This window comes from Leptothoe sp. ISB3NOV94-8A (assembly GCF_043421595.1).
Classification (GTDB): Bacteria; Cyanobacteriota; Cyanobacteriia; order Phormidesmidales; family Phormidesmidaceae; genus Leptothoe; species Leptothoe turfae.
This window is the reverse complement of the sequence record NZ_JAXSQW010000004.1, coordinates 261,225-278,846: the sequence shown is the minus strand read 5'-3', so window position 1 is coordinate 278,846 and position 17,622 is coordinate 261,225. Positions and strand designations below refer to the sequence as shown.

14 protein-coding genes and 1 pseudogene are annotated in these 17,622 nt (G+C 45.6%); 8 read left to right on the top strand and 7 right to left on the bottom strand.

All coding sequences use genetic code 11. From position 1 onward, the window contains the following. Window positions 1–23 precede the first annotated feature (23 nt). The 5 genes from SPB21_RS34675 to SPB21_RS34655 all read left to right on the top strand — a co-directional run bounded on the left by SPB21_RS34675 (window position 24) and on the right by SPB21_RS34655 (window position 7,389). Window positions 24–1,205 carry a TauD/TfdA family dioxygenase gene (locus SPB21_RS34675; protein ID WP_499869597.1) on the top strand — a complete coding sequence of 394 codons (1,182 nt, stop codon included), beginning with the start codon at window positions 24–26 and terminating at the stop codon, window positions 1,203–1,205. Between the two features lie 12 nt (window positions 1,206–1,217). After that, a complete protein-coding gene (locus tag SPB21_RS34670) occupies window positions 1,218–1,847 on the top strand; it encodes a class I SAM-dependent DNA methyltransferase (RefSeq protein WP_250565002.1) in 630 nt (209 codons plus the stop codon). Between the two features lie 15 nt (window positions 1,848–1,862). After that, entirely contained in the window at window positions 1,863–3,608 is a 1,746-nt protein-coding gene (locus SPB21_RS34665) for an MFS transporter (protein ID WP_499869596.1), read from the top strand. Window positions 3,609–3,612: 4 nt separating this feature from the next. Beyond that, window positions 3,613–5,379, top strand: a complete 1,767-nt coding sequence (locus tag SPB21_RS34660) for an MFS transporter (protein ID WP_499869594.1) — start codon at window positions 3,613–3,615, stop codon at window positions 5,377–5,379. Window positions 5,380–6,591: 1,212 nt separating this feature from the next. Further along, window positions 6,592–7,389, top strand: coding sequence for an HAD-IIA family hydrolase (locus SPB21_RS34655; protein WP_163665674.1), 798 nt, complete (start codon window positions 6,592–6,594; stop codon window positions 7,387–7,389). A gap of 135 nt (window positions 7,390–7,524) precedes the next feature. Here SPB21_RS34655 and SPB21_RS34650 read toward each other — a convergent pair whose 3' ends face one another. Next, entirely contained in the window at window positions 7,525–9,327 is a 1,803-nt protein-coding gene (locus SPB21_RS34650; protein WP_499869592.1) for a hypothetical protein, read from the bottom strand. A 900-nt stretch (window positions 9,328–10,227) separates the two neighbouring features. On the opposite strand from SPB21_RS34650, the gene SPB21_RS34645 reads away from it, so the two are divergent. Beyond that, the gene (locus SPB21_RS34645) at window positions 10,228–11,340 is read left to right on the top strand and encodes a hypothetical protein (RefSeq protein WP_499869636.1); all 1,113 of its coding nucleotides are present in this window, start codon (window positions 10,228–10,230) and stop codon (window positions 11,338–11,340) included. Between the two features lie 707 nt (window positions 11,341–12,047). On the opposite strand, the gene SPB21_RS34640 is transcribed toward SPB21_RS34645, so the two are convergent. From SPB21_RS34640 to SPB21_RS34615, 6 genes and pseudogenes are all read right to left on the bottom strand, one after another. After that, window positions 12,048–13,181 carry a formylglycine-generating enzyme family protein gene (locus SPB21_RS34640; RefSeq protein ID WP_499869590.1) on the bottom strand — a complete coding sequence of 378 codons (1,134 nt, stop codon included), beginning with the start codon at window positions 13,179–13,181 and terminating at the stop codon, window positions 12,048–12,050. Window positions 13,182–13,575: 394 nt separating this feature from the next. After that, window positions 13,576–14,562: a ParB/RepB/Spo0J family partition protein gene (locus SPB21_RS34635; protein WP_163697789.1), complete on the bottom strand. Its 987-nt coding sequence runs from the start codon at window positions 14,560–14,562 to the stop codon at window positions 13,576–13,578. 2 nt (window positions 14,563–14,564) lie between these two features. Next, window positions 14,565–15,365, bottom strand: a complete 801-nt coding sequence (locus SPB21_RS34630; RefSeq protein WP_163671140.1) for a ParA family protein — start codon at window positions 15,363–15,365, stop codon at window positions 14,565–14,567. Window positions 15,366–15,606: 241 nt separating this feature from the next. Beyond that, entirely contained in the window at window positions 15,607–15,915 is a 309-nt protein-coding gene (locus SPB21_RS34625) for a tyrosine-type recombinase/integrase (protein WP_250565216.1), read from the bottom strand. A 39-nt stretch (window positions 15,916–15,954) separates the two neighbouring features. Next, on the bottom strand, window positions 15,955–16,083 hold the full coding sequence (locus SPB21_RS34620; RefSeq protein ID WP_284681667.1) for a hypothetical protein: 129 nt from the start codon (window positions 16,081–16,083) through the stop codon (window positions 15,955–15,957). Between the two features lie 232 nt (window positions 16,084–16,315). After that, window positions 16,316–16,444 (bottom strand): annotated as a pseudogene (locus SPB21_RS34615) (HU family DNA-binding protein); the annotation flags it as partial. Between the two features lie 290 nt (window positions 16,445–16,734). Between SPB21_RS34615 and SPB21_RS34610 the strand changes: the two are divergent. Both SPB21_RS34610 and SPB21_RS34605 read left to right on the top strand, forming a co-directional pair. Then, window positions 16,735–17,211, top strand: coding sequence for a hypothetical protein (locus SPB21_RS34610; RefSeq protein WP_163671138.1), 477 nt, complete (start codon window positions 16,735–16,737; stop codon window positions 17,209–17,211). Beyond that, entirely contained in the window at window positions 17,174–17,560 is a 387-nt protein-coding gene (locus SPB21_RS34605) for a hypothetical protein (protein WP_250565693.1), read from the top strand. Before SPB21_RS34610 ends, SPB21_RS34605 begins: the two co-directional genes overlap by 38 nt. Window positions 17,561–17,622 lie beyond the last annotated feature (62 nt).

Here is a 17,622-nt window from a genome sequence, read left to right as displayed (position 1 = left end):
GAAACTTAGACGCTTAGAATTTTATGCAGCCAAGTAGTACTCAAATACATCAACCGCAGACTAGTGAGCCCGTCCCTTTGCACGATACCTTTTTACGTGTCAGGGGCAAACGCTTTCATTACCTTTGGCTAAGAGATAACTGTTTATCACCAGAGTGCCATCATGCTAGTTCATTCCAAAAAATCTATGACATTAGCGATCACCCAGTTCCCCCACGACCCCATGCCGCTTGGATAGACGATGACAAGCTAGTGATTGATTGGCAAGAAGAGCCACCCCACCGTAGTAGTTTTCCACTTACCTGGTTGTTAAGCCAAACCTACGACGGAGACAATCATACTCATACCTTGAGGACACCGAACTCTCAATTAGAGGGTAAAAAAACTCTCTGGAATCAGGCCCAGCTAAAGGCCCAAGGATTTGAAAAGCTTGACTTTCAAGCTTTCTCGCTACCAACCTTGATTGAGCAATTGGATGTTTTAGGATGTGTCTGCCTACGCAATGTGCCATGGCCAGCCTTAGATCCATTTGTGCGGTCAATTGGTCCGGTTTATGAGCTGCTGGACCTCGGACGCTATTCTACTGTTCAAGCCGCTGCTAATAACCACGATTTATCCTATGAAGGCAATGCGCTACCGCCCCATACTGATCTGACCTATATCCCCGCGCCGCCAGTGGTTCAACTACTTTATTGTGTCGAAAATCAAGCCACTGGCGGAGAAACAGTTTTAGTGGATGGGTTTCGCGTCGTCCAAGACTTTTGTGCAGATCATCCTGATCTCTTTCAAATCTTAGCCACATCTGACGTTCAATTTCGACAATTTTTTGAACAGGCTGGTTACTTTACTGCCCATAAAACCCCAATTATTAAACTTGATAAAGCTGGAGATATCACTCAACTTTACTTTAGTCATAAAAACTTTGGTCTGCATTTAGCATTTGAAAAACTAGAACAGTTTTATCAAGCCTATATTATGTTTTCTCAGTATTTGAAAAATCCAGCGTATCAATACTGGTTTAGACTCAACCCCGGTGACTGTCTTTTACTCCAAAACTTTAGAATTTTGCATGGACGTAGCGCGTTTGATCCAAGTTCTGGCCCCAGGCATCTTAAAGTCGCTTATCTAGAATGGGCCTATTTCACAGGCCGTCGTGATTTTCCAGTTTTGCGGCCTTTTTATCAAGTTGAATCACCCATCAATTGAGGAATGAGCGAGATGAATGTCCATGAAAAAGTGCAATGGGTCTATCAATCAAAAAATAACCAGGATCTAGCCGAGCGCTACGATGCTTGGTCTGCCGAGTATGAACACGATCTAGAAGATCTCTCAGGCTATGTCGGTCCCCAACGGACGGTGGAGGTCTTGACCCAGTATTTACCCTACACCGCAAAAATTTTAGACGCAGGCGTTGGCACCGGATTGGTGGGTAAGGCACTGCATGCTCAAGGTTTCACTCATCTTGAAGGTATCGATCTCTCTGAGGGCATGCTGAAAAAAGCGGCAGAAAAAGGGATCTACCAAGCGCTGTACCGGCGGGTAATGGGTGACCCCCTAGGTTTTCTTGACAATTCATATGATGGAATTATCAGTGTAGGTGTCTTTACCTATGGCCATGCTCCCAGTAAAACATTTGAGGAATTGATCCGAATCACCAAACCGGATGGATATATTATTTTCCCCCTACGACCTGAATTTTATGAAAGTAGTGACTTTAAAACCAAAATGCTTGACTTAGAAGTCTCAGGTAAGTGGCAACTGGTTTCACAAAGTAACAAAATTCAGCCACTGCCCCAGCTTTCACCTGAACTTGACTATCAAATTTGGGTCTATCAAGTCAATAAATAATTAAATCTTGAACAAATGACAACCCTGCAAGATCGAGAGAAAAAGGTGTTAGCAATTTTGCTGACGAGTACCCTTTTGGATTATCTCGGTGCTGGCATTATTATTCCACTATTACCCTTCTACGCAAAAATCTTTGGTGCCTCCCCCTTAGAAATTGGACTTTTATTTAGCGTTTTACCTTTTATGGGTATTTTCGCACCCGTTTTTTGGGGCAGTTTGAGTGATCGGATCGGCCGCCGCCCCACCATACTCTTTAATATTGCTGGCACAACCCTGGGATTTTTATGTCTTACCATTGCCAACACACTACCAATACTTTTCCTGGCACGAATAATCGGCGGTGCAGCCAGTGCCAGCACTGTTATTGTTCAGTCATATATCTCTGATTTAACCACTCCTGAACAGCGTACCCAAACCCTAAGTTTTCTCGATGCTGCCGCAGGCATTGGCTTTATCTTAGGGCCTGTGATTGCTGGGCTACTAATTGGCAGTGACCAAGCCCAGCCTAATTTTCGGACACCGGGTTTGGCAGCAACCATTGCCTCTGGCTTAACATTTTGTATGGCTTTTATAGCTCTCCCTCGAAAGCATGTGGGACGGATAGCTCTAGCCAGTAAAAAAATTACCTCACCCAAACGATTTCTGAAGGAAATCAGGCATACACTGCGGCGTTCCTTGATTGGCAGCTTGATCCTGGTGGTTTTCGCCATGGTTTTTGTTGGAATGGGGCTACATACCACCTTGGCCCTTTGGTGTGATGCTCGATTAGGTTGGGGACCTCGGCAATTTGGCTATCTCATCGTAGGCTACTGCCTGGCTACCGCAGTCATCCAAATCGGTGTAGTGGGACGCCTCGTGCGTTGGTTGGGCGAAGTTAAATTGATTCTCTTAAGCTTGGTCCTGATGATAGCAGGACTTGTCTTAATTACTTTTTCAAGCACAGGCCCTCAACTGGTTGGGGCGATGCTGCTGTTCGTTGTGGCTGATGCTACAGGTAACCCCACCCTGACTAGTTTATTAAGTCATCTATCGGGTGCCAAACAACAAGGTAAAACCCTTGGAATCATGGAGTCTGTTTCAAGTCTGGCCAGTTGTTTAGGGGCTATTTGGGGTGGCTTTTTATTTGAGATTTTGGGGACAAATTGGCCCTACTGGATTAATGCGATATTGCTATTGATCGGTGCCTTCTTTGGCTGGCAGCGGATTACCCAATCCCGACTATCAAGAGTGATGCAGCGACGTCGTCAGCAAAAATCAATGCACTTATTTGATCTGCTAGATCAGGATCAAAACGATGTGATTGAATTACAAGATTTCCAGAGATTGGGTCAAGAGTTAGCGAACATTAGAGGTTGGAATCCTGAAACATCAGATTATCAAGTTTTACAAGGATCGCTCACAAGGTTTGGTCGATTATTGCAACAGCTAGCCGATCAAGATGGGAATAAGAAAATTGATCGCGCCGAATGGTTACATTGCTTAGAGCATAGAATTGATTACGATTTCACAAACCTGTTTCTGAATATGATTGATGCAGATGGTGATGGGCAGGTAACGGTCAAGGAACTCAGAGATTTTTATCAAGCCACTGGCATCAATACAACAGAGCTGGAGGAATCCTTTGATATCTTGGACCTCAATCAGGATGGCCATCTATGCCAGGAGGAATTTGAAAAAGCTGTGACTCAATTTCTATATGACGAAGATTTACAAGCACCTGGCAATTGGATCTTTGGGGTAAGTTTACCAAGGCAGTTGTAAACCTATGACCTTAGAAGACGTTAATCGACCAGGTTTCTTGGCCTGGTTGCAAGATAAAAGTCATCTTGCTCAGATTGCTCTATTTCTCAGCGTACTGATTGATACTGTCAGTTCCTCGATTGTGGTGCCCCTGATTCCCTTTTATGCTCAAAACTTTAATGCGTCACCCCTAATGACAACATTGGTATTTAGTGCATCCGCCATTACGGGGTTCATGGTAACACCTGTATGGGGCGGACTGAGCGATCGCTTTGGTCGGCGTCCTTTATTGCTCACCAGTATGGTGGTGAGTGGAATCGCGTGCTTGTGGTTTGGGCTGCTGCACTCCCTCTGGGCGTTGTTTGCCTGTAATGCATTGATTGGAGCCGCCTCTGGCAGTGGCACTGTTGCTACAGCCTATATTGCCGATGTTACCTCAAGTGACCAGCGAGCCAGAGGTTTAGGTGTTTTATCGGCAGCCTATGGTTGCGGCATTATTTTAGGTCCAACCTTAGGCGGGTTCCTGGTGGGCTCAGACTCTGCAACGTCTGATTTCTTGACCCCTGCCCTGGTTGCAGCCAGTCTTTCTGCCCTTGCGGTGACATTCACCTTTTTTGTCTTACCAGAATCCTTACCTAAGATTCATGTAGAGCCTGATCAGACACAGCTAAAATCATCAGCTTTCAACTTCACAGACTACCAGACAATCTTGAAGAATCCGTTGACACTTACCTTGATCATGGGCTTAGTCCTGATTGCCTTTGCAGGTAGTAGTGTGCAATCGGTTTTAGGGCTATGGACAGGTCAAGAATTACATTGGGGCCCTCAAAGTACCAGCTTTCTCTACGTTTACTGGGGAGGGTTAGCCATCTGTATTGAATTGGGCTTAATCAACCCATTGATTAAACGATTTGGAGAATCGAATCTCTTTATTTGGGGGCTCTTCACTTACAGTATTGCGATGATGCTTTTGCCCACTAGCAGAAGTTTACTCAATATTCTCCTGTCACTGTCAGTGATTTGCCTGGGCTATTCACTATGTCGAGTTGTTGCGGTTAGCCTGCTGTCACAATCTGTATCAGCTCGACAACAAGGTAAAGTATTTGGACTGACTGACTCTGCGATCGCATTAGCCACAATTATATCTCCTCTATTGGCCGGGTATATGTTCACCGCCTGGGGAACCTCATGGCCTTTTTGGGTTGGCCCAATTCTTATTATTGTGGTTAGCCTATTGAGTGTTCGTATAATTATGCAGTCCAGGGTTTCCGTCTCTTGTATGCAACAGCGACAGCAAAATCTACAACAACTTTTTGATATTCTTGACTATGATCAAAATGGAGAAATTGAGGCCCACGACTTCCAGCAAATGGTCAATGCATCAGCTCAGGTTTGGAGATGGAAAGATGACTCAAAAGAATATAAAACAGCGTTATCTTTTTGGTCCGGACTGGGGAACACCGTGCAGCAACTGATGGATATCAATGGGGATGGTAAAGTCAGTCTAGATGAATGGATTGAGTTTATGGTTAAGGATTTAGATTTTGACCTGGCAACTGCATTTACCAAATTTCTAGATGTTAATGCCGATGGGAAAATTTGTCTAGAAGAACTCAAAGCATTTTATTACCTATACAAAACAGATGAAGGTATTGCAGAAAAGACCTTTGAGTCTTTAGACTTAGACCAAGATGGTTATATTTCTCCAGATGAAATGAGTAAAACCTTTAAACATTTTATCTATGGTGAGACATTAGAAAGTCTCCAGCGAAAATGGTTGACAGGCATTTAGAGCATGTTGCTTGTATAAATATAAGCAAGCTAGTGCAGCAACGTACATTCCGCAGGTTAGGTTCAAAGATCAGGCTTAGGGGCACTGCGTTGGATTACCCGTGTTCCGTTAGCGCTATCTGCTGCAGCCAGCCGCTGTCCCTATCACCGATTGAGGCAGTTAGACGTGGTCGAACAGCCCTACTATGACCAATCAGAACGCCCGAAAACAGGGGCGACACCCACCCGAGTCACCTATTGAATCACCGCCGATGACGCCGCTATTCATCAGGCAAAGCGGAAGGAAGGATACTTCTGGTCTAGGGGCGTTTTAAAGCACAACAGCACCCAGAACGATCTACCTGAGGAACTCTTCTACATTAGATAAGACGCTCAAGAGTTGTTGTTAGAAGAGTAATCTTGACTAAAAACAATGCTCTCTAGTGCAAGTAAGAAGAAATATCAGTGACCTGTTTGGATGCTGGTATTGAGCCGTCAAACGATTCTGTTGAGATATCGATTGTTGACCTCCTTTGTTGTGATTACGAACTTTTCAGCTCATGTATTCAGCATATTGCTTGAGTGGATCAATGTCTCTTTTCTGACATAAACGTTAATGTTGTTAGTTTTTGTTACTAGTCAGTGAGTTGGGTCTCTAGGATATTGTGGTTGATGACACTGCAAGCAGTGATTTTATACTTGTAGAATCGGGCTGTTCAATCGTAGGTTAAGAGCTGATGCGCCGACCAAGACCGTAAATAGCTAGCCAAGGGGCAGACCCGTTACCTAAATCGCGGAATGCGACTGGCAGGCTGAAGTATTTTCGGCCATTGCCGTACCATATTGCGCTGAGTCAGTTGGCCCGGTTTGAGGCATGGATGTAGGATGTGGACGATGTGGGTAGTCCAGCAGAGGCGGTGGATAGTAGTGATTTTGATCCGGGGTTGATGGAGTGGTAGAGATGGTGGAGATCGCAACGTCAACCCAATAAATTAACTGCCTTTCAATTCCGTAGGCTTCTCCTGTGTCTGTGGAGTGTTGCTAGCCGAATTATCCAAGACTACTGCAGCCCCTAAACCAATCCAATGCGCATTCTCCTGGCCAATTATGGGCCAAGAGAATGCGATGGGTGAACGGATTTTTCCATAAGTACGCTAATCAACCTCAAGGTGACACTGCCTTTTTTTCGGCAGAGCTCTAGAATGCAAAGTGTTCCACTTAGATGCCAATAGCCATGTCGACTGAACCTCTCAATCTCACACCTCTTCGGGATAAAAAAGCCTTCATTTGCGATATGGACGGCGTCATTTACCATGGCAATCGGCTACTACCGGGAGTATCTGAGTTTGTCGATTGGCTACACCAGAACGACAAAGCTTTTTTATTTTTGACCAATAGTAGCGAACGATCACCTCGTGAGTTAAAAGAGAAGCTCAGCCGATTGGGTATTGAAGTGTCAACCAACAACTTCTACACTAGTGCCCTAGCTACCGCTGCCTTCATAGCTCAGCAGAAGCCCGGTGGCAGCGCTTTTGTCGTGGGAGAACCAGGGCTAATCAACGCCCTATATGAGGCGGGGTTTTCCATCAACGATACAGCTCCAGATTATGTGGTAGTGGGTGATACTCGCAGCTATAGCTACGAAAAGCTAGAACATGCCTGCTTTTTGGTACAGAAGGGAGCGAAGTTGATTGGGACTAACCCAGATGTTACCGCCCCGTCAGAGAAAGGAATCATCCCAGCAACAGGAGCTTTGCTATCTCCTATTGAACTGACAACGGGAGTTAAGGCTTACTGTGTAGGTAAACCCAACCCGTTAATGATGCGAAACGGCCTCAAAAAGTTAGGAGCACGTCCGGAGGATACCGTAATCATTGGAGATCGTATGGATACAGATATTATTGCGGGTATTGAGTCAGAGATTGAAACGGTGTTAGTGTTTAGCGGTGTCACGCATCCAGAAGATCTCCCTCGTTTTGCTTACCGACCCAACTATCAAGTCTCTGGAGTAGGACAGCTTGTACCAAGCTAAGATGGTTATCTTAGAGAAAGACAATTTTTGTAACGAAGCTTGCCCCTTAGCCGCATCTTTTAGAATTCGCGATCGCAATAAGCCCATCCCTTTATCCGGTGTCAGGGTACGTATAGCCCGAAGGGCATGGCTCCGCTAGGGCGGAGCCTCTCCGGCGGAGCCATGCAAATAAGATAACCACTGTTGTCTTTGTTCAGCCGTGAGATGGGCTAGCGAGGGTATTGAAAATTGAGATCGTAACTCCTCCCCTATCCTGCTCGGCCCCCAATCCAGCCGCTGCAACTGCTCCACTATCTCCACAACCGTCTCTAACAACCGCTGCTGCGCCTCTGACAGCTCTGTATCTAATAACTCAGCACATAGCTCAGGCGGCTGTTGCCTTAACCATGCCAGGGCCTCCGCCATCAAAATCGGGTCATCCAACGTCAACCAGTAAGCCATCTGCTGTAGATGGGCTACTCTAGACTCCTGGGCCAGTATCTCCTCAGCCTCTACAACCTCCTGCGCTGCCTGTAAATCGACAACGATCTGAGCCTTTGACAACCTCTCTCGGATGCGCTGAATCTCCTCTCGATGAGGATTACCACCCTCTGGCTGAGATGCAACAGATTTCAGATCGCTAGAGCCATTGATTTCACTGCTATTACCATCTATACCTTGTAATAAGCTTGTAGAGCTGTGACAGTTTGGTGTGTTAGCATTGCCAAACTGTTCAGATTCATTTTCATTCTTAAGTTGCGGTGTATGTGGGCATTTTTCCTGTAATTTCCAGTGTGGATGCCAGAGTTCTTTATATCGATATAAAGAACCTCCGCCAATACCAAATTTCTTAAGGGCATTAAACCTGGCAGTTGCCTGTTCTGGCAGTTCATTTTTATCTGAGAGTTCTTTTAGTGCGGCTTGGATTTTGCCTTTGGTCTTTTGGCTCTGCCGTTGATTCCAGCTGGGTTCAGTGTTTTCAGAGTCTGGTTTCTCCTTTTTAGATTTGTATTTTCCAAACTGTTCTCCATAGTGAAAGTAATGACTTTTCTCGATACAGCTGACCCACTCAGAAACACGGTCTTCGATTTCATGCTGATGACGACACCACAGCTCATAGCCAGGCAAAGCTTTAGCTATCGTTAGAACTTCTTTGATTAGACTGTTACCGTGTAGCGTTTCACCGCCGTATATCACATGGTGAAACACATAGGTGCGCATGGTGATCCGACCCAGCAATCGATTTGTTTGCCCATGGTCAGTCCAACCCTGCTCAATTTCAGCATTGAGATCGTTTAGGAATTTGTCGGCCTTGTTCGACAGACGATAACTGCGCCGTTTCTTCTGTCGAATGATTTGCTGTAGTGTCTCATTGCTCAGGTTGTTGCGTCCCTGGCATTGTCTCCATTGATCGACAAAGGTAGTTTGGTCAGTCCAGATCGGGTCTAGATCATCATTGAGTAAATACGACCCACGCTGTAGTGGTAGCCGGTGGGCGTTAAATAAGTTCGGTGTACTTTCGATGGTGTACAGTCGGGCATTGGGAAAGACTTCAAGCTGACCAGGTGTGACCTTAAATCCCTGACTTTCCAAAAGTAATGTGATGCCACTGCCTACTTCCCAGGCTGTTAGCGTTTCTGAAAATGGAAAATAGAGGTGCAGGCCCTGGCTATCGGATGAGGTGCAGGTGATTGCTGATACCAGACCTAAGGGTTCCAATGCCTCGGTCAGTTTTTGAAAGGCAATGGGATCTCGCCGGGGATGGTATGCGCTGCCAATATCAATATCGAGCATGGCGTACTGGGTTTCCTTCCCAAACCGCACACCATATAAATAAGTACCCTGTTCAATCAGTCGGTCTGATAATGGATGCCGACTTTCCGTTTGCCATTGAGGGCGTTTACCTGGTAATGGATGCCGCGCGTAGATGTAATCGTGACGATGGGGAAAGAGTTCCAAAAACTCATTATTTTCTGGAACATAGCTAAAACTTAGAGAGGCGGCTACGATAGTGCACCTCCTTTCCTATTTAACCCACTACAAATTGTCAGCCCTGGTAAATCAATACCAGAGTTGCTAGGATCGATAGGCATGCAAAACAAACCCACTTTGTGGGGACTGTTGATAGCACCAAGCTCTTAGCAGACCGGCAAGAAAGCGAAGGGCGGGTGCTTTTGCTGTTTACCTGCTTCCAGTTGAGTAGTTCATCTGTTTCCAGGCATCTGAGAGGTTAACACTAGTCTGTGCTGTTCTCAAGAGCTGGAAATGCCTAGTACGCCAAAGTTATAGGGCTTTGATACGCGAAAGTCACAGGTAAATTGATACGCGAAAGTCACAAGTGTTGGCACATTATTTACGGTAAAGTTACAGGCAAATCCATACGCGAAAGTTATAGGCTTCAATGTATTGCCTACGGTAAAGTTACAGGCAAATCCATACGCGAAAGTTATAGGCTTCAATGTATTGCCTACGGTAAAGTTACAGGCAAATCCATACGCGAAAGTTATAGGCCCTATTTGAGAAATACTTTGAATTAATTGTTTCAGTTGAACTGCACTTAACGGTATACGGCAAAGGGATAGGCAAATCCATACGCGAAAGTTATAGGCTCTGATGCCTTACATACGGCAAAGGGATAGGCAAATCCATACGCGAAAGTTATAGACTCTGATGCCTCACATACGGCAAAGAGATAGGCAAATCCATACGCGAAAGTTATAGGCTCTGGTGCCTCACATACGGCAAAGGGATAGGCAAATCCATACGCGAAAGTTATAGGGTTTTATTCAAAAAACATACGCGAAAGTTATAGGGTTTAAGAACTGGGAAAAGCCCTTTATCATGTGGCTGATGTTTCCCATGGTGGCGGTCTTGTCGACAACTAAGGATGCTGCAAAAGATACGACGTTTCCAGTCGATGGGCAGCTCTTACGGGTTCTTCCGCGAGCCGGAGCCTCATTGAGAAATCCAGATGTCAACTTGCCAACGTTACGAACAGATGGTGAAAACTATTATCTGGAGATGCGGGTTGATGCAGATCCAGATGAAGCTAGTGAAGTTGCTGTCACTCGCCGAATTCCTATCGAAGACCTATCTGGAGAGGAATGGGAAGAGCTTAAGGAGCAATATGACAGTTTAGATCTCGAGGCGTATCTCGGGGAAGGAATTAAGGGGTTAGAGAAAATCCAAGACCGACGAATGCAGCGGTTGATTGCTGCACTGCTGACATTTCTCAACCCACGTCAGGTTTCAATTGTGCTTTATCTTTATAGAGCTGCTGCCCAAGAAGGTAATCGTCCTGGTGTCAGCTTTCGCTCTAATGATTTATTAGAAGCTATGGGCTATAAGCGTACTAAGGATGGCGGTTTTCCGGCTAAGCTGCGGTCCCAGCTCCACTGTGATTTGATGGCATTGCATCGTACGGAGTTAGTGTTTGCTCAGTCTCTGCCTAAAGGAGATAGCCTGGGTGCTAAGGTTACGATCAAAAATGTTTTGAGGATCAAAGAGTTTGAAGTGGACAATGTGCCGCGTGACTTTGATCTGGATAAGGCGGCAGACTATACCTATGAGTTAGCGGATGCTTATACGGTGTCTTTGGAATTTTTTGAAGGGCCAGCCCGTACAGGAGACTATGTTCTCTTTGCGAATAATCTCGACATGACTCAGCGTTTGGGTGGAAGTGCAAAACATAATTACAAAACCAAGTTGTTGCTCTATCTTGCTAGTCGGTTAAAGTGGGACTCTCCGGAAGATGGTCAGTTTTTGACAATTTCTAAGCGCTATCTGTTCAAAAATCTTGATCTGTTGGGTAGCAATTCGTCTCGTAACAATCAGTTATTTTGGCGTACGGTTGAGGAACTGCGGAGTGGGGGATATTTGATGGGGGCTCAAGAACTTCCTGGTAAACGTAAAAATGCGTTGATTCAGTTTCAAATTAATGCAGAGAAGATTAGTGCTTCTTCTAAGAAGTAGCGAAGATCACGTTATCAATTACTGGGTTCTTTCGTCACAGCAGCCGTTTCTTTTGATTTCTGGCCCTCTGTCTAAAGTTTTTCTACGCTCCAGATAGATTCGGTATCATCCTTACCCTCGCAGGTAAATCGGTATCCATACCGTTCAAAGGTCTCATCTTCGAACACTCGTCGAACTAAATTGAACGGCGGACAAACGAAGCTATAACCCTTGCAAAGTAAGGATTTCACCATGAATGATATATCTAGTTTGACCGTTGAGCGAACGGTTATAGAACAGGCATCGTACATAGCGTTATGTGGGTGCGACGGCGACGGGGGTGAATTTTAGTGATTCGGGCGACTAGGGGCGCGTTAATCTATGGGGTAGTGCCAGACCTTGGATGCTATGAAGCTGCTGGAGGTAAAATTCAGAGCCAGACGCGGACACTTTAAATGCGTGGATGGATAATGAGCGTGGATGGATGATGATGATGTCTTGCAGCCTGAGAATTTTGATAAGGGGAGTGCTGCTTTTTGCGATCGCAGGTGTAAGGATACCTGGATTGAGGGGTGTTTGAGCTGTCGTGTCTGAAGGAGAACTCGTAGGGGGATAGGGAGCCTTGGCATTGGCAGTATGTGGAGTTGGGGAAAAGTATTGGGGAAGAGAAATAAAGTGTGTAGGCTCAGAGGAACCTTCGGTATGATCCGAGCAAGCTATTTACTCTCTTATGTGGAGGGCATGCAGACCACCCGACAGCCGAAGACGTTGTCAGAACGGTATGGACGTATATCGTGGAGACGGCTTGCCGAGCGACTGTAGCTCGGCGAGTAGTGCCACGATCCACCCCTCAGTACCTTAAAAGCATCTGAGTAGCTATCAGTAGAAGACCTGATGCTTCCATCTAATGGAAGATTGTTGTAGCTATTGTGATAGTCTTCAGCACACCATTCCCATACATTGCCATGCATGTTAAACAAACCGAAAGCGTTGGGCGAAGAGAAATTTACATGGACAGTTGATTCTCTATACGCCCCTTTGGGGCCTGCACCATAAGTACCCTTGGCAGCAGTATCTTCTCCATAATAATTAGCGATTTCAGTCGTAATCGTTTCTCCGAAACAAAACGGAGTAGTTGTTCCTGCCCGGCAGGCGTACTCCCACTCGGCTTCGCTAGGTAAGCGATAAGTGCGACCTGTCTGTTCACTCAAGCGCTGACAAAAAGTATCTGCGGAGTTCCAGGAAACTTTCTCTACAGGACGATTATCTCCATCTTGGGTAAAGCGTGAAGGGTTCTCTCCCATGATCTCTTGATACTGCCGCTGGGTGATAACAAACATTCCCATGTAAAAACTCGATATTGTTACCTGTTTTTGTGGCCCTTCGTCGTCGTCTCTGCCTTCTTCAGTTTCTGGTGATCCAATTGTAAAGCTGCCTGCTGGTATCTTCACCATCCGTAGCGGCAGAGCATTCCCCAGTTTGCCCAACAGAAACGGTTCATCAAAATATTCCACTGAGCCTGAGGGCCTTTGGATGATCTGCCCCTTGGCATCGACCTTGACTGATTCAAAGTCAAATCGTTGTAAGGGTTCACCTGTTGGGGTGTTAGCGGTGGTCTTGGTTCCTGTTTCCTGGGTTAGAGAATTGCTTGTTGTTTCTGTTGAAATGTCTGGTGCAAGGTCTTCTGTTTTTGTTGTGTTGCAGCCTTGTAAGAGTAGCTGACTACCTAAAGTGGTTCCACTTCCCACTACAGCAAATCCTAAAAATTTCAACATATCTCGTCGTGAAGATGACTGAGGTAGTATGCTGGCTTCTGGAGTTTTCGACTGTCTTTTATGCTGTGGTGTCTGCGGCAATTCCATTATTTGCTCCTGAGTTTTTTGAAGGACACTACTCACATTTCTTCTTTCCTAAGTTTCCCTACCCCACCTACTTAGACCAGCGGAAACACCGACGCAAAAAACTATGATTTTGAAATCGTAATTAATTCGGACTATATCGCTTACCAGTTGTATTCTAAAACCCTGAATTTTTCGTTCAATTCTTTGAGCGAAGCCCTTGATTGCCATAAGATTAGTTGCCAGCTTCAAACGTTCAATAAATCGTTAACCCTTTAAACTCTCTGCTCTGATACCGTTTCAAGCACAACTTTAGGCATTGGGTTAAGTACCCCCATGAGACCAAGGTGCTTTTGCTTCGTATACTTCGGCTTCTGCTAAATTTGCTTAGCTAGATTATCTGAAAATTCTGGAATTCTTAGACACTCAATTTTTCGATCTCTTGTAAGAGCTTATTGATTTTCGTTAGACGCTTCTGTACCTCTGCTGATTCAAGTAGTGATTTCTTTTTGCGTACAGACTTAAAACGATCAAAGATCTGATCAGAAATAGATAATGATACCGGTGAACTATTCGCTGGCTGTTCCTTTTCAAGTTCTTTCACCAAAGCCATTACATCTTGCTTAGTCAAACCCACTGCTTTTTCAACCAGCTCACCATGTAACTCAGGCTTCTGACGATTCAAAAGCACTGCATTCGTAGGTGATAACTTCCCCTCTCGTACTGCCTCTAAAATCTTAGGGGCCAAATTCAACATCGGTAACCGATTAGAAACAAAACTGGAAAGCTTCATCCCAAACTCACCAAGGATTTCAGCGATTAGTTTCAGCTCATCCGCGCTGAAAATTCTAGAATTCTCAGCGCCTCGGGAACGTGAATTCTTGACCCGATAAAGGCCTGCCTTTACATCTTCAATCGGGATATCCAGGTGCAATGACAGTAAACTTAAAATACTTTCCGTCTGCTCAATTGCCGTAATTTCTTCATTCAGCAAGTGGGCGATCAGTGCGGCTTCCAATGCCATCGCATTTGGCATATCCCGCACAATAGCCGGGACCGATTCCATCTCTAACGCACAGCAACTACGCCAGCGCCGCTCACCACTGATGATTTCATATTTACCCCTAGCACCAGGCCTGACCAAAATTGGTTCCAGCACACCATGCTTCGCAATCGACTCCTTAAGCCGCTCCATCTTTTGCGGATCAAAATAAAGTCGAGGCTGCTTTAACCTCCCTGGGAGCTGGAGCGGTTGAATATCAGCAACCGGTAATCTAAATGACTGCCCAGAAAGTGACTTCAAACTTTCAATTTCTTCCTTCAGCTGGGCAATCGTCTCACCCTCTTGAGCATTTAAGGCACCACTAAACATGGTCGCCATGGGTCGTTTACTGATGCGAGCCATCGCTAATCCATCTCCTTAATGACTTCAACGGCAATTTTTTCGTAAAGCTTGTTGTTGGGATCCCCTGCTCTGTAGATACCCAATGGCAACCCGGCAGCTGCGGCATTGGCAATATAGGCATTGTCCTTAATCGTCGGAAACATCGGAATTTGCATGTGCCGCATAATATCAGGTAATCCTTCAATATCTGACAGACCTAAATTATCTCGATGCATTGCCCGGTTCTTGGCCCCATTTGGCACCACTCCAAACACCTTAGGCGCAGGCTTTAGACGTAACTCAGTGCGAGTCAGGCTAATCCACTCCAGCAATTTAGCCATCGCATCCATATCCTTGTCCTCTGGCTTCAGTGTGATAATCACATCTGTACTTGCCGACAGAGCTGCGATATGTAGCTGCTCAATCGTGCCAGGGCAATCAATAATTAGCACATCGTGGGGAAGCGGATGATCTTCCAATGCATCTGCCAATAAGTAAGCCCCACGCTTATCCAAAACGAGTCGCTGTGTCGTTTCAGTGAGTGGTAGTCCCCCCAGACAAGCCTCGATCCCCTCGATACGATCCCTCCAAACCGGAAACAGAGGATAGTCCCCTTTAAAGTCAGGCCGCAACACCCAATCCATTGTTTTCTCCTTCGGAGGATCATCCAATCCACAGAAAAGAGTCAACGAACCATTGGGGTCACAACCAAACATTGCAACCTTTTTTCCTTTGCGGGCGAGCTGGTAAGCCAGGTTAACCGTCAGTGTGGTCTTACCAACGCCACCACTATTCGACATGATTGAAATAACTTTTTTCAGCATCTTTGGTGTGGCGAAGTTTCAAAGCGTGCGCGCACATCATAACTCAATCTGACTGAAAATTCTCAGAATTCTTAAGTGGAATTGTTAAATTTGAGAATTCCAGAATTTTCAATAGATTTTTAGCTGTGATATTGATGCCGTAAGTGCTCCTTGAGCGGAGTCGAAAGAAACGCTTACGCTACCTTGTGCCTGATATCGGAGGTCAGGCACTATGAACCAGCCGCTCTCTCCAAAAACAAGATTACCTTTTACCAAACAACCCAGACTCCGATGCCTGGAGCGTATCGTAAAAACTCTCTTTCGCCTTCAGTTCCAAAGCCCGTTTGGTATAGCGCCCAAACACATTCATTGACTTAATTCGCATCAGCCTGCGCACAAACTCAGGATTCATTCCCTCCAGAATTAGCTGAGTCCCAAATGTATGACGCAGCTGGTGCGGATGAATTTTCTCGTCCAGTTCTGCTAACTCAGCCAAATCCTTGATGCAGTTGTATACCCCTTTGTATCCCATCCGCTGTCCCCGGTTCCGATTTGAGAGACTTACAAACAAAGGAGCCTCCAGGCTAGTATCAAACCCCTGGTTGAGACATCAACCCAAATAACGATCCAATGCATCACACGCCTGGGCCGATAACGGCACAACGCCATCACTCCCCCACTTCGCCCCCTGAATCGAGATAGACCGATTGTCATAATCCCCCACATTTCTTGCTGCCACCTCATTCCCCATCCAATTTGGCTAGCTCTGAGCATGCCCCTAAGTTGGGACATTGAGATGCTACCAATCCCGGTGTTTGAGTAACAGTTTCACAGAAGAACCTAAATGGACAGTACTTTCGAGCCATAGCTTTATTCTAGTTATCTATTAAAACTATTTAGCTAGAACTAAGTCTGAAAGATGGATGTCCCATTGAGCACCCACAGTAATGAATCGTTAGGTCTTAACCAAGCTATGCGTTTTTCACCCGATCCTTAAAGCCCTTACCTGCAGAAAAGGCAGGAATCGTCGTTGCCGGAATCTTGATCACTTCAACCGTTTTCGGATTACGCCCATCCCGTGCTTTGCGGTCCTGTGACTTGACGTTTCTAAGTGAGGCACAAGCACTTATTTTCTGAAGAAAGTCAGGTTCGGTTTACTACAGTATTTCTGGACATCAATGGGTTGCCATTTATTACGATAGTACTGGCAATGCGACTGGTTACAGCATTAGCGATAGTCAGTAGACAGCAACCAGGCAGAGACCAGGGTAAAATTTTCTGGCTGTATATGTTCTGAAAGGTCGCTTAACATCTAGTAGACAGCACTAGTTAGCAACGGTATCATTACCATAGTTCAGATGTATTTACGTCCGTAAACACAGGTGAACCCATGAAAATGCAGCAGCTTAAAAAAAGGGTTTGGAAAAGTTGGTCCAAACTCAATAGCTTTAAGGGCAAGCTCACAGGGTCATTAGATGACTATGTGAGAGAGGTTAAGTTGTTTGGGGATAGACGCTATAAAAAGACCTGGATAGCAGCTTTAGCCCGGTTTGAGGCAGCTTTGCACTACAAAGGCACTTTAGACCCCTGGACACTTATCGTTCATGGGTTCAATTTCACTCAAGACCGATGGGATTACGAGTACCGTAATGAAATCCTGGACGAGTTTTTGATGTACGAAGACGGTCTGGACATCATCAAAGCGGGCCTTGAACAGATTTTCACATCGACCGATTTTACTGCTGACGAACAACAGGAAGCACGAAATAATGGGTTTTTTGAACTTCTGGAAGGAAGAGAAAAACAATTACGAGGAACAGGCGTCCCAGTTGGATCTATCGGGCAACTCGCAGGCGCTAACGCCTAAGCGTCACCGGGTTGATGGGGCCATTGTTAACCGTCGCTTTAACAAGGCCATCAAAGACAATGGAGGCGCAGGCGATGTTTATCGTGACAGTGCGATCGCACAAACCCAGGAACTATTTGATTGTGACGTAGACGAACTCTATCGAGAAACTGGTGGTAAGCGTAACGACCGAAGTTCATTGCCCCAGCCAGCGCAGGAAGCCTACATGGTTAACGAGTCGATAACAGCTCACGAACTTGAACGTATGATCGGGACCATTGGTGGTGAGGACCAAGAGGAAGTTAATGACGCGATTGTTGGTCTGGTTCGACAAGAGGCGAAACGAACCCGTTGGCGTTTGCCCTGGTAATGATTTAAGCAAATTTTACTGATAGTTTACTTACAATTTCCTTATTGCTGTGATGCTGTTAT